This window comes from Cloacibacterium sp. DMC96 (assembly GCF_056313765.1).
Genome location: NZ_JBQUZQ010000001.1, coordinates 1,291,466 through 1,305,136, shown reverse-complemented (window position 1 = coordinate 1,305,136; position 13,671 = coordinate 1,291,466). Strand labels below are relative to the sequence as shown.

The following is a 13,671-nucleotide window of genomic DNA, read 5'->3' as shown; positions in this document are numbered from 1 at the left end:
TTTTATAATGGTTGTTTTTTAAGGGGAAATGACGCTTATAGAAAGCGTCATTTCTATTTCTTGTCGTATTTTCTATACAAATGTTTTATTTTTGCTAAAAAATATATTTTGATGTATAAAAAATTAATTACCAGTTTACTTTTATTAGTGACCACCGTAGTGTTGGCACAAGTAGGAAGTGTTACCATCTCGGTTTTTGATGAATTTTCTAAAAAGCCACTGTCGGCTACCGTTTCTATTCAAGGAGGTAAAGATGAAATTTTCATTGGGAATGGAAGTGTTTTAATTCCAGAAATTCCTACAGGAAACTATAATTTTAGAATTTCAGCAGAAGGTTATGATGATGGCTTTCTGAATGATATCAACGTAGTTCCTAATCAGAATCTTACTTTTTCTATCGGGTTGAATAAAGTGGCTACTCAGATTAAAGAGGTAACCATTACCAAAAAAGTTTACAAAACTACCGTAGAATCTCCAGTTTCACTCAGAAATATTACCAGCGAAGAGGTACAGAAAAATGCAGGCTCTAACCGTGATGTTTCTAAAGCAATTCTAAGTTTCCCAGGAGTGGGAAGTACAGCAACTTTCAGAAATGACCTTTTTATTCGTGGAGGAAGTTCTGCAGAAAATAAATTCTACATTGATGGAATAGAAGTTCCCGTGATTAATCACTTCCAAACTCAAGGCGCAAGTGGCGGACCAAGAGGAATTATCACCGTAGATTTCATTAAAGATGTAGATTTTTACAGCGGTGCTTTTCCAGCCAAGAGAAATGGAGTTTTGTCTTCTCTTTTTGAATTTAATTTAAAACAAGCCAGAAAAGATAAACTAGGTTACAAAGCGATTGTTGGTCTTGATGATTTACAATTGATGATGGATGGACCGCTGAGCAAAGACCAGTCATGGAGCGGATTATTTTCTGTGAGAAAATCTAATCTTCAGTTACTTTTCAAAGAAATTGGGTTGCCTTTTTTACCAAGTTATTATGATGCAACTTTCAAAGTGTCTAAAAAATATAAATCTGGTGACGAATTGTATTTTATAGGTTTAGGAGCAAAAGACCAATTTGAATATAATTTTGATGCTAAAAAAACACTTAATAATCTAACTTTGATAGACAGATTGCCAAATTCGCCACAGTGGAATTATACGGTTGGAGCTGGTTACAGACATTTGGTGGAAAACGGAAACTGGTTATTTACTTTGAGCCGAAATATGCTCGATAATCAAGCAATTAAATATTACAGAAATATAGAAACTCCAGATAATTTATTGTACAATTATCAGTCTAGAGAAGCCGAAAACAAATTGAGAATTGACAGAAATTTCAGTTGGAATGATTACCAGTTCAGCGTGGGAACTAATATTAATTTCGCAAAGTATACCAATGATTCTACCGTGAAACAAGTCAATCAAAATTCGGTAGATTATGATGTAATTAACTCGGAATTAAATCTTATTCAGTACGGATTGTATCTACAAACGGCGAAGAAATTTCTAGAAAATAAAGTTCAAATTTCACTAGGTGCGAGATTAGATGCAAGCAACTACTCAGATTTAACCAATAATCCTTTAGAACAATTTTCTCCAAGATTTTCATTGAATTATAAATTTGCAGAAAACTGGGCGTTTAATTTCAATACAGGAATTTTCTATCAACTTCCAGCTTACACGAGTTTAGGACTAAAACTGAATGATGCTTTGGTGAATGAAAATACTTTAAAATACATCAGAAATGCACATTTAGTTGGTGGTTTAGAATTTAATGGAAAAGACAATTTAAGAATTACCGTAGAAGGTTACTATAAAAAATATAAAAACTATCCTTTCTCACTCAGAAATCAGATTTCTCTAGCGAATTTAGGAGGAGGTTTTGGTGTGGTAGGAAACGAACCTGTAGATTCTAGAGGTTTTGGAGAAACCTACGGTTTTGAAATTTTAGCTCAAAAAAGAACTTTGAACAATTTCTACGGAATTGTAGCCTATACTTTTGGGAATTCTAAATTTTCTAATGCTGCTGGTGATTTATTGCCTTCTAGTTGGGATTCTAGACACATTCTTTCTTTAACTACAGGAAAATATTTCAATAGAAATTGGAATGTAGGTGCAAGATTTAGATTGCAATCTGGTTTGCCAGAAACGCCTTATGATTTAAGCAGAAGTGCTTTGGTTAATATTTGGAACATTGCCAATGGTCCAGTTTCTAATTTTGCACAATTGAATACTTTGAAAGGAAATGTAGCGCATCAATTAGATATCAGAGCAGAGAAAAAATGGATTTTCAGCAAATGGCAGTTTACATTTTATGTAGATGTGGTAAATGTTTATGGTTCTAAAAACGCCAGCAATTTGCCAGTGGTAAATCTGCAAAGAGATGCTTCGGATAACGGAATTATAGCCAATCCTAATGCTCCACAAGATCAACAGTATTATTTGTTAGATGTAGGAGAGTCAGATCGAAATATGCCACTTCCTTATTTCGGATTTATATTTGAATTCTAATCATAAAACGAAAAACTTCTCTATCGCAGAGAAGTTTTTTTGTTTTGAATATCTTTCAGAATCCATTCTAACTCTACATCTTTTCGTTCCAGAATTTGTTGAAAAGTAGTTTTTATTTCTACATCTGGAGTTACACCTTCCATGGTATGAGTGAATTCTATATTGGGCTGAACCAAAAACAAACCAATAGGCAATTTTAGTTTAGAATTTGGCAGTTTTTGAGTGCTATAAATTCCAGCAACTGTTCCATCATTAGAGCCACCCGTTTCTTCTCCTATAATAATGGCGCGCTTGTCGTTTTTTAATTTTGCAGAAATTACAGAAGATGCAGAAAAACTGCTTCCGTTGATGAGAACATAAATTTCCCCTTCGAAAGCATCTTTTTTAGGCTTTTTCGGGGTGAAAATGTTCTGAGATTTTAAATAATATTTGTCATTTTTATGACGAACCATCAATAAACTGGTTAATTTAGATGGCAAATATCCTATTGCAGCAATCGGTTTCAGATAATTTGGAAAGTGCGAGAAATAATCAGCATGAGTAATTGATGTTCTATTGGCTACTTCTAAATCATTGATAAATCTGAACTTCTCTTTTGCCAAATAGCTGTATAAATTGGTGATTTCGGCAAGAGAACCACCCAAATTATCTCTGATGTCTAAGATGAGGTATTTAGATTTCGCTTTTTTTATTTCTCGAAAAGTTTCTCTGTAAAATTTTTGAGAATAAGTTCCTGAGAATGTTTTGATTTTGATGTACGCTACACTGCTGTCTTTTTCTAAAAATTTCAAATTTCTATTGAAACTTTTGGTCACAGGATTGTAGTCTTTGGTTTTCTTTTCTTCTGTTGGTTTTTTATCGGTTTTTTCCTTCTTTTTATCTTCTTTTGATTTTTTTTCTCGGGTAACGAGTTTTTGGTCAAGAGTATTTTCGGATTTTAAATCTATTTTCACACTATCCATAATTCCATATTCTACCGTGAAAAAAGTAGGAAATCTTCTCGCCATCGAATATTTTTGATAGGTGGTGTTATAACCATCACTGGTGATAAGTGGTTCGTATTTTTTTAGCAGTTTTTCGATTTCTAAATTGTTAATAGCAATAATTTCTGCCCCGTTTTTAATATTGGCAACTTTTTCTGGATTGTCTTTTACATAGAGTTTGTCGTTTTCTACATAATAAGATAACCTTCCCAGAAGTCCTTTTTGTTCTTTGAGTTTTTTAATTTCCTTCTTGGTGAGTTTTTTCTCTGATGGGACCAATCTTAAATGACCTTGTCTCACTTCAGCAACAACAGGCGCAAGTTTAAAATAAAATTCTAAAGGCTTTAACGGTTGTTGAATCGTGTTTTTAAGACTGTCAAATTTATAATCTAATTTCTCTTTGGATATATAAGTATATAGAGTAGGATGAAGTTTCTGAAGCTTTAGATAGGCGTAGTCTATATCTTGTTTTAGCTTTTCGCTGGGGATGGGCTTTTCAAGGCGTTCATTGTACTTTTTTACTGAAATACAAGAATTTAGAGTTAAAATTAAGAGGAGGAATGCAATTTTTTTCATAAATTTATTTGTTCAAAAATAAGATTTTTTAAAAAAATTATCAATAGTTATAATTTATTGAAATTTTATTTTTGATTGTCAAAATCTATAACTCGAATTTTTTTAATGAATTGAAATTATACTTTACAAGACCATTAAACTTTTAATTTTGACAAAAAATAATCAATATGAGTACATCAGAGCAAGGGAAATGTCCATTTCCACATCATGAATTACCAAAAGAAAACAACCCTCATCAAGGAGAAACTATTCACAGTAAAAATGAAGAAAACCCAATTCCAGTGGCAGGTATGTCATTAGGAAATTCAGGGAAATGCCCTGTAATGCATGGCGCAAATACAGGCAGTGACCAATCAGTAATGAGTTGGTGGCCTAAAGCTTTAAATCTTGATATTCTTCATCAGCATGACAAGAAAACCAATCCTCTAGGAGAAGAATTCAACTATGCAGAAGAATTTAAGAAATTAGATTTAGAAGCCGTAAAAACAGATTTAAAAAAATTAATGACCGAAAGCCAAGATTGGTGGCCTGCAGATTGGGGACACTATGGCGGTTTAATGATTAGAATGGCTTGGCATTCTGCTGGAACGTATAGAGTTGCAGACGGAAGAGGTGGGGCGAATACAGGAAACCAACGTTTTGCACCACTTAATTCTTGGCCTGATAATGCTAATTTAGATAAAGCGAGAAGATTGCTTTGGCCTATCAAAAGAAAATACGGAAACAAACTTTCTTGGGCAGATCTTATGATTCTAGCAGGAAACATGGCTTATGAATCTATGGGACTTAAAACTTTCGGGTTTGCAGGTGGCAGAGAAGATATTTGGCATCCAGAAAAAGATATTTATTGGGGAAGCGAAAAAGAATGGTTAGCGCCAACTGGTAGCGAAGGTAGCCGTTATTCTGGAGAAAGAGATTTAGAAAATCCTTTAGCTGCAGTAATGATGGGATTAATTTATGTAAATCCAGAAGGAGTAGATGGTAATCCAGATCCATTGAAAACTGCTAGAGATATGCGTATTACCTTCAAGAGAATGGCAATGAATGACGAGGAAACGGTAGCACTTACAGCAGGTGGTCATACTGTAGGAAAAGCTCACGGAAACGGTGATGCTTCTACATTAGGACCAGATCCAGAAGAAGGAGGAGTAGAAAATCAAGGTTTTGGATGGATTAATCCTAAAGGTGCAGCTGGTAATACGGTAACTTCTGGTATTGAAGGAGCTTGGACTACGCATCCTACAAGATTTGACAATGAATATTTTGAATTATTGTTAAAGTATGATTGGCAATTAACCAAGAGTCCAGCTGGAGCTTGGCAATATGAACCAGTAAACATTGCTGAAGAAGATAAACCACTAGATGCGCATAATCCTAATGTTCGTAGAAATCCTATGATGACAGATGCAGATATGGCGCTAAAAGTAGACCCAGAATACAGAAAAATTTCTGAGAAATTCCACCAAGATCCAGCATATTTCCAAGAAGTATTTGCAAGAGCTTGGTTTAAATTAACCCACAGAGATTTAGGTCCAAAATCTAGATACTTAGGAGCAGATGTTCCTGCAGAAGATTTAATTTGGCAAGACCCAATTCCTACAGTAGACTATACGCTTTCTGATGCTGAAATTGAAGAATTAAAAACCAAACTTCTTAATTCTGGATTAACCAGAACAGAACTCATCAATACAGCTTGGGATTCTGCGAGAACTTTCCGTGGTTCTGATTTCAGAGGTGGAGCAAATGGTGCTAGAATTAGACTAGAGCCTATGAAAAACTGGGAAGGAAACGAACCGGCAAGATTAGAAAAAGTTTTAAATAAACTTACAGAAATTCAGTCAACTTTAGATAAAAAAGTAAGCATCGCAGATTTAATCGTTCTTGGAGGAAGTGCAGCAGTAGAACAAGCAGCTAAAGATGCAGGTTTTGATGTAAAAGTTCCATTTGCAGCAGGAAGAGGAGATGCTACACAAGAACAAACAGATGTAGGATCTTTTGAAGAGCTAGAACCATTACACGACGCATACAGAAACTGGTTGAAAAAAGATTATGTGGTAACTCCAGAAGAATTGATGCTAGATAAAACTCAATTACTAGGTCTTACAGCTCCAGAAATGACGGTGTTAATTGGCGGTATGAGAGTTTTAGGAGCCAATTATGGAGGAACTCAGCATGGTGTATTTACCGATAAAGTAGGAGTTTTGACTAATGATTTCTTTGTAAATCTTACAGACATGAACTTCAAATGGGAGCCAGTTGCAGAAAATCTATACAATATTGTAGATAGAAAATCTGGCGCTACTAAATTCACTGCAACAAGAGTAGATTTAGTGTTTGGCTCTAATTCTATCTTAAGATCTTATGCAGAAGTATATGCGCAAGATGACAACAAAGAGAAATTTGTAAATGATTTCATCAAAGTTTGGACGAAGGTCATGAATGCAGATAGATTTGATTTGAAATAAATTTTTTTGTTTTTTATTACTATTTAAACGGGCAATATTGCCCGTTTTTTTATTTTAGTACATTGGTAGTAATTTTTTTTTTGTAACATTTTTACAACTTCTTTACTAACTCCATAGAAACGCTAATTAATGAAAACTTTAGAATCAGAATTTTTAGAAAAAATAGAAAGTCATAAAGGAATGATTTTCAAAATTTCTAAAATGTACGTAGATGGAAAGGAAGATAGAGAAGATTTGTTTCAAGAAATCATCTATCAACTCTGGAAATCTTACCAAAACTTTGAAGGCAAAAGTCAGTTTTCTACATGGTTATACAGAGTAAGTATCAATACAGCACTTACTTTTCTTAACAAAGAAAAAAAGAAAACAGATAATGCTTCTTTAACCGAAAATATAGATGTACAAGACGAAAATTCTGACGAAAAAGAAACACAATTAGAATTTTTTTATAAAGCAGTTCATGAACTCAATCCTGTAGAAAAAGCGCTGATTTTTTTATTTCTCGAAGGCCAAAGTCATAAAGAAATTGCCACCAATCTTGGGATTACAGAAGTTAACGCACGTGTAAAACTCAACCGAACCAAAGAAAAATTACAACAAATTATTAAAAATTACGGCTATGAATTTTGATAAATTACAAGAACAATGGAACCAAGAAAACAACGAAGTTTCGTTACCCCAAAATCTAGATAAAATAAAAGAAGCACATAATCCTATTGATAAAGTGCGAAGAAATATGAAATTCGATCTTATTTCTCAGGCGGTTTTAACGGTATTAATTGGTTTTGTGCCATATATTAAAAGAAACGAATGGGATTTTCAGAGTATTTCTATTTTTGCTTTGTTTTACGTATTGATGGTAGGTTTCATGCTTTATTACACCTTGAAATTTTACAGATTTTACAAGCAAAGCTACAATTTGTCTTATGACAGCAGAAAAAATCTGATGTGGTTTGCTTATGAATTAAGACTTTTCATAGAACTCTACAGAGCACTTACTTTTATCATGATGTTTCTAGGAATGGCTTTAGGTTTGTATTTTGGGATGCATTTCAACACTACTGGTCAAGATATTTTCCATTTGAAAGATGCAGATTTTTTGAAATTATTCGGAGTTTTATTCTTCATGGTAGCTTTCTTACTTACATTGGTGGTTCTTTTTATGGAATTTGTCATCAATCATTATTACGGGAAATATTACAAAAAAATTAAAAATATTCTTAACCAATTAGACGAAGAATAACATGAAAACCTACACCGCAACATCACAAAATTCTAGAAACTTTATTCTAGAAAACGAAAATCAAGAAATTTTAGGTGAATTAATCTATCCAAAATGGTATTCTACCAAAGCGGAAATTCACGTAGGTTCAAAAATTTTTAAAACTGATACCAAAGGTTTTTGGACAACTTCCGTAGAAGTTACCGAATATGAAAGGGTTTTGCTGAAATTTAAAATGGATTGGAAAGGAAATATTATCATGACCAGTTTACAAGATGACGAAAAACATTTCATCATCAAAAAAGAAAAATGGTACAGCAATATTTTGGTAATGAAAGATGAAAACGAAAAAGTGTACTTTCATCTGAAAAGAAATTTTAAATGGAAAGATTTTAAATTCCACTATGAAATTGCTTTAGAAGAAGACTTAGATGCCATTACTTTGCTTAGTATTATTCATGTAGTCAATTATTTTAGTTCAGATGATGATGGAAGCGCAGCAACTACAGCCGCAACTACTTAAAATAAAACCTCCCGAAATTTTCGGGAGGTTGTTTTATAATTTAAAATCTAAATTTTAGAATTTTATAAAGAATCTACAATTGCATTTAATGTAGCAGAAGCTCTCATAGCTGCGTAAGTTTTCGTAGAATCTGGTTGATAATAACCACCAATGTCTTGCGATTTTCCTTGCGCTCCAATCAATTCTTCATTGATTTTTGCTTCGTTTTCTTGCATTGATTTAGCAATTGGAGCAAAAGTAGCAGCTAATTCAGCATCTGCAGTTTGGCTTGCCAAAGCTTCAGCCCAATACATTGCCAAGTAGAAGTGAGAACCTCTGTTGTCAATTCCACCCACTTTTCTTGCAGGAGATTTATCTGTTGCTAAGAATTTAGCATTCGCTTCATCAAGAGCATCCGCTAGAACTTGAGCTTTAGGATTGTTTTGAGTCTGAGAAAGGTGCTCTAAACTTGCTTGTAAAGCTAAGAATTCGCCTAAAGAATCCCATCTTAAATAACCTTCTTCTAAGAATTGTTGAATGTGTTTTGGTGCAGAACCACCAGCTCCAGTTTCGAATAAACCACCACCGTTCATCAATGGAACGATAGAAAGCATTTTAGCAGAAGTTCCAAGCTCTAAAATTGGGAACATGTCGGTTAAATAATCTCTTAAAACGTTTCCAGAAACAGAAATCGTGTCTTTACCTTCTCTACCTCTTTTTAAAGTTTCAAGCATGGCATCTTTTACATCCATAATTCTGATGTCAAGACCCGTTAAATCGTAATTTTGAAGATATTTTTCTACTTTTTTGATGATTTGTGCATCGTGAGCTCTTCCTTTGTCTAACCAGAAAATAGCTGGAGTGTTAGAAAGTCTCGCTCTGTTTACCGCTAGTTTTACCCAGTCTTGGATAGGAGCATCTTTCGTTTGACACATTCTGAAAATATCACCATTTTGAACGTTTTGTTCTAAAAGTGTAGTTCCGTTTTCGTCTTCAATTTTTACCGTTCCTTCTCCAGAAATCTGGAAAGTTTTATCATGAGAACCGTATTCTTCAGCTTTTTGAGCCATTAAACCTACGTTTGGAACTGTTCCGAAAGTAGTTGGGTCTATTGCTCCGTTTTGTTTCATTTCTTCTACTATTGCATCGTAGAAACCAGCGTAAGTTCTGTCTGGGATAATACAAACGGTATCTTCTTCTTTTCCTTCTTTGTTCCACATTTTACCGCCACCTCTTACTAGAGCTGCCATAGAAGCATCTACAATAACGTCTGAAGAAACATGGAAATTGGTAATGCCTTTATCAGAATTTACCATCGCAATTCTTGGTCCGTTTTCAATCGTTTTTTCGATGTCCGCTTTAATTTCAGCTTCTTGAGCATGACCAGCAATTTTTTCGAAAAGGGTAGCTAAACCAAAGTTAGGATTAATGTCTAATTCATTGAAAGTTGTAGCATATTTTTCAAAAACATCAGCAAAATAAGTTTCAACAACCGCTCCGAAGATAATTGGGTCAGAAACCTTCATCATCGTAGCTTTTAGGTGGGCAGAAAGCAATACATTTTTTTCTTTAGCTTCGTTGATGGCTTCTTTTACAAAAGATTTTAATGCAGCAATATTCATCACAGAAGAATCGATTACTTCACCAGCTTTTAAAGGAGCAAAATCTTTTAAAACTTTAGATGAACCATCATTTCCGTAGAATACAATTCTGTATTTGCATTCGTTTTCTACAGTGGTAGAGTTTTCAGTACCGTAGAAATCTCCATTATTCATGTGAGCAACAGAAGTTTTAGAATCTGAATTCCAAGCTCCCATTCTGTGAGGATTTGCTTTTGCGTAATTTTTAACTGCTTTAGGCGCTCTTCTGTCTGAGTTTCCTTCTCTTAAAACAGGATTTACAGCACTTCCTAAAACTTTAGCATATTTTTTATTGATAGCGGTTTCTTCTTCTGTTTTTGGTTCTGCAGGATAGTTAGGCACTGCATAACCGTGTTTTTGTAATTCTGCAATCGCTTCTTCTAATTGCGGAACAGAAGCAGAAATATTGGGTAATTTAATGATGTTAGCTTCTGGTTTAGTCGCTAATTCTCCTAATTCTGCAAGTGCGTCTGCAGTTTTTTGTTCTTCGATTAAATATTCTGGGAAATTTGCCAAAATTCTTCCAGCCAAAGAAATGTCTCTAGATTCTACATTAATTCCAGCAGTAGAAGCATATTTTTGAATGATTGGTAATAATGAGTGAGTTGCCAACATTGGCGCTTCATCTGTATACGTATAGATGATTGTTGAATTGTTAGACATTATATTTCTGAGTTTTTAATTGTTTAAAATTAAGAAGTTAGCAAATTTAGTGATTTTTATAGAAAATATGAAATACATGTATTTATAATTCCTTTTATTTATTATGGGTAAAAACTATATCTTTGACAAAGTATAAAAAATAAAAAAATGGCAAATATTACATTACAAGGAAACGAAATTCACACTTCAGGAAATTTACCAGAACTAGGAACTGTAGCACAAGATTTTACATTAGTTGCAGAAGATTTATCAGAAAAAACATTGTCTGATTTTGCTGGTAAAAAAGTAGTACTTAATATTTTCCCGAGTATCGATACAGGAGTTTGCGCAGCTTCTGCTAGAAAATTTAACGAAGAAGCATCTGCTTTAGATAATACAGTTGTGGTAAATGTTTCTAAAGATTTACCATTCGCTTTAGGAAGATTCTGTGCTTCAGAAGGACTTCAAAATGTAATGAATCTTTCTGATTACAGAGGAAACTTTGGCGAGACTTATGGTTTAACGATTGCTGACTCTCCGCTTAAAGGTTTGTTAAGTAGAGCAGTAGTAGTTTTAGACGAAAATGGAACTGTAAAATATACAGAGCAAGTTCCAGAAATAGCTCAAGAGCCTAATTATGCAGCAGCTTTAGAAGCTGTAAAATAAATTTAAATTTTTTGTGTAAGCGCACTTTTTAGTGCGCTTTTTTTTATCTTTGGTTGACACTAAACCCAAAGAATATGAAAAAAATCGTTTTATTTTTAGCCATGGCTTCGCTTTTTTCGTGCAAACAAAGTGAAGAAAAAATGATTTCTACAAAAGAAACTTCATCTGAAAACGAAAAAATAGCAAAAGAGCTTTTTGTGCATTTTAATAATCATGATTGGCAAAAAATGGCAAATTTGTACACAGAAAATCCTGAATTTAAGGAACCAACTTCTGAGATGAAGCCTCAACTTAAATCTAGAGCACAGATTGTAAAAGAGTACAGTGAATTGCAAAGCATGTTTCCTGATGTGCATGATTCTGTAGTGGCAGTTTATCCTTCGGGAAAAAATAAAGTGATTGTAGAATTTGTTTCAAAAGGTACCAATCCTGATAAAACGAAGTTTGAACTTCCAATTTGTACTGTTTTCACCATAGAAAACGGAAAAATTACAAAGGATTATACTTATTTTGATAATTCTAATTAAAGATACGAGATTCAAGACACGAGATTTGAGATAAAAATTCAGATTTCTTTCTTCCAAAATTCAACATTAAAAAAAATGGAACCACTTATAGTAAATGTCAATATCAATGCGCCAATAGAAAAGGTTTGGGCGTTTTTTACCGAAGCAGAACATATTGTGAATTGGAATTTTGCACACGAAAGTTGGCACTGTCCGAAAGCCGAAAACAACTTAGAAATTGGGGGAGAATTTTTCTATACCATGGCTGCTAAAGATAAATCGGCAAGTTTTGTTTTTCATGGAACGTATACAGAAATCATTCCGCTTCAAAAAATTGAATATCATATAGAAGATGGTAGAAAAGTAGAAGTGTTTTTTCATAAAATAGATGAAAATACTACCGAAATTTTCGAGCGTTTCGAGCCGGAAATGATTAATGCTTTGGAAATGCAAGAGCAAGGATGGCAAAGCATTCTCAACCAATTTAAAAATTATACAGAAGGAAACTTGTAAAAAGTTTCTCTTTTTTTATTTTAATGGATGAAAAATTCCTTTTACTTCTTTTAGTTTTAAAATAGATATTTTCTTTTTAGGAATAAATCTACGTTCTTTTATTCCTATCTCTGGTAAATTTTCTGAAAAAGAACCATCACCATTATAATATTTAAAATTCATAGTCTTATAAATTACAGAGGTGTTGATTGATACTAAAGAATCTTTGTTGTGGAAATAGTTAATATTTCCAAGGTTAATTGATTTTATTGATCCAATGTCCTCACCTAAAATTTTTTGAATTCCATAAAAAGTAATTTTGTTATTATCAATTTTGAAGTTTTCAAATTTATATTCATTAATTATACCAGAATTGATGCTACTATGATTTTGAATTTTTAAAACTAGATTTTCAAATTTTTCAAATGAAATTTTTGTCAAAGTATCTTTTGGTTGACTTGCTTCATTTTTAAATCTGTTTATTGTTAATGTGTCATTTGAAGTCCATTTTTCAATGTCACCATTTATATTAAATCCTTCATTTATGTCAAATTCTTCATCTTTTTCAAATATTTTAGTAAGCTGAATATCATCACCCATTGCTCCCATTCCAATAGTATATTTGTAAATTTTATATTCTCCATTGGGACTTATTTGTACTTGTAAATCGGTTATGTCTTTTTCTGTTATTTCAAAAGGATTACAAGAAGTTAAAAGTAAAAAGAGTATTAATTTTTTCATTAGTTTTTTTATAAAGTAAAGATATGAAAATAGAGATAAATTTTTCTATTTTTGCTCCTCAATCATCAATCCATTGAAAGACTACTACTATTTTCTAGGAATAAAACCGAATGCTTCTTCCGAAGACATTAAAAAAGTGTATCGTAAACTTTCGCTGAAATATCACCCTGATAAAAACGAAAATGATGAGTTTTTTACAGAGCGTTTCAGAGAAATAAAAGAAGCGTATGAAACTTTGATTGATGAAGAATCTAGAAAAGTTTACGACCAGCGATTCGGGAGTTTCCAAAGAAGTCAAAAATCAATGCTTCCTCCAAAAATTAAAAACTTTCACGCCGATAAAATCCGAGCACAAAAAGGCGACGAAATTACCATTCATTGGCAAACCTATGATGCAGATTTGGTGAAAATCACACCATTTGGTTTAGAAAAGTCTCAAGGCGATAGAAAATTTAGAATCAAGGAGTTTGATAAAGAAGGTAAGTTTCAGATTATTCTTCATGCTACCAATACTTTATTACACAAAACAGTAGTTCAAGGAATTACCATCACCGAAGTTTCTGGGGAATTGAAAACTTCTATAAAAGAGGATGTTCCTGCTCAAAATTCTACCACTGCACCGCAAAAAAAGGAAGAGGTTAATGCTCGTTTTTATTATAAGTTATTGGCTATTATTCTTTTAGCAATAGCTCTGTACTTGGTTTTTCGTCAATAGTTTTTATAGAAAAATAGAA

At 33.0% G+C, this 13,671-nt stretch carries 12 protein-coding genes; 9 read left to right on the top strand and 3 right to left on the bottom strand.

Annotated features, from left to right (window positions below):
- Window positions 1–111: 111 nt before the first annotated feature.
- A complete protein-coding gene (locus ACT53I_RS05800; RefSeq protein WP_476078848.1) occupies window positions 112–2,502 on the top strand; it encodes a TonB-dependent receptor in 2,391 nt (796 codons plus the stop codon).
- Between the two features lie 20 nt (window positions 2,503–2,522).
- Here the strand turns inward: ACT53I_RS05800 and ACT53I_RS05795 are convergent, their stop codons facing one another.
- On the bottom strand, window positions 2,523–4,061 hold the full coding sequence (locus tag ACT53I_RS05795; RefSeq protein ID WP_476078847.1) for a S41 family peptidase: 1,539 nt from the start codon (window positions 4,059–4,061) through the stop codon (window positions 2,523–2,525).
- 290 nt (window positions 4,062–4,351) lie between these two features.
- Here ACT53I_RS05795 and katG point away from each other — a divergent pair, with 290 nt between their 5' ends.
- From katG to ACT53I_RS05775, 4 genes are all read left to right on the top strand, one after another.
- Window positions 4,352–6,526 carry a catalase/peroxidase HPI gene (gene katG / locus ACT53I_RS05790; RefSeq protein WP_476079381.1) on the top strand — a complete coding sequence of 725 codons (2,175 nt, stop codon included), beginning with the start codon at window positions 4,352–4,354 and terminating at the stop codon, window positions 6,524–6,526.
- 129 nt (window positions 6,527–6,655) lie between these two features.
- The gene (locus ACT53I_RS05785) at window positions 6,656–7,156 is read left to right on the top strand and encodes an RNA polymerase sigma factor (RefSeq protein ID WP_069796848.1); all 501 of its coding nucleotides are present in this window, start codon (window positions 6,656–6,658) and stop codon (window positions 7,154–7,156) included.
- Entirely contained in the window at window positions 7,146–7,769 is a 624-nt protein-coding gene (locus ACT53I_RS05780) for a hypothetical protein (RefSeq protein WP_476078846.1), read from the top strand. The genes ACT53I_RS05785 and ACT53I_RS05780 overlap by 11 nt, the downstream gene beginning before the upstream one ends.
- A 1-nt stretch (window position 7,770) precedes the next feature.
- Window positions 7,771–8,271 (top strand): hypothetical protein, encoded by a 501-nt coding sequence (locus ACT53I_RS05775; protein ID WP_476078845.1) that lies wholly within the window; start codon window positions 7,771–7,773, stop codon window positions 8,269–8,271.
- Between the two features lie 62 nt (window positions 8,272–8,333).
- Here ACT53I_RS05775 and ACT53I_RS05770 read toward each other — a convergent pair whose 3' ends face one another.
- Window positions 8,334–10,553, bottom strand: a complete 2,220-nt coding sequence (locus ACT53I_RS05770) for an NADP-dependent isocitrate dehydrogenase (protein WP_476078844.1) — start codon at window positions 10,551–10,553, stop codon at window positions 8,334–8,336.
- 147 nt (window positions 10,554–10,700) lie between these two features.
- On the opposite strand from ACT53I_RS05770, the gene tpx reads away from it, so the two are divergent.
- From tpx to ACT53I_RS05755, 3 genes are all read left to right on the top strand, one after another.
- A complete protein-coding gene (tpx, locus tag ACT53I_RS05765; protein WP_371486998.1) occupies window positions 10,701–11,198 on the top strand; it encodes a thiol peroxidase in 498 nt (165 codons plus the stop codon).
- Window positions 11,199–11,272: 74 nt separating this feature from the next.
- Window positions 11,273–11,725, top strand: a complete 453-nt coding sequence (locus tag ACT53I_RS05760; protein WP_476078843.1) for a nuclear transport factor 2 family protein — start codon at window positions 11,273–11,275, stop codon at window positions 11,723–11,725.
- Window positions 11,726–11,800: 75 nt separating this feature from the next.
- Window positions 11,801–12,217, top strand: a complete 417-nt coding sequence (locus ACT53I_RS05755) for an SRPBCC domain-containing protein (RefSeq protein ID WP_476078842.1) — start codon at window positions 11,801–11,803, stop codon at window positions 12,215–12,217.
- Window positions 12,218–12,232: 15 nt separating this feature from the next.
- On the opposite strand, the gene ACT53I_RS05750 is transcribed toward ACT53I_RS05755, so the two are convergent.
- Complete coding sequence (locus tag ACT53I_RS05750; RefSeq protein WP_476078841.1) at window positions 12,233–12,937, bottom strand: hypothetical protein; 705 nt, start codon at window positions 12,935–12,937, stop codon at window positions 12,233–12,235.
- A 73-nt stretch (window positions 12,938–13,010) separates the two neighbouring features.
- Between ACT53I_RS05750 and ACT53I_RS05745 the strand changes: the two genes are divergently transcribed.
- Window positions 13,011–13,652, top strand: a complete 642-nt coding sequence (locus ACT53I_RS05745) for a J domain-containing protein (protein ID WP_476078840.1) — start codon at window positions 13,011–13,013, stop codon at window positions 13,650–13,652.
- The last annotated feature ends 19 nt before the right edge of the window (window positions 13,653–13,671 follow it).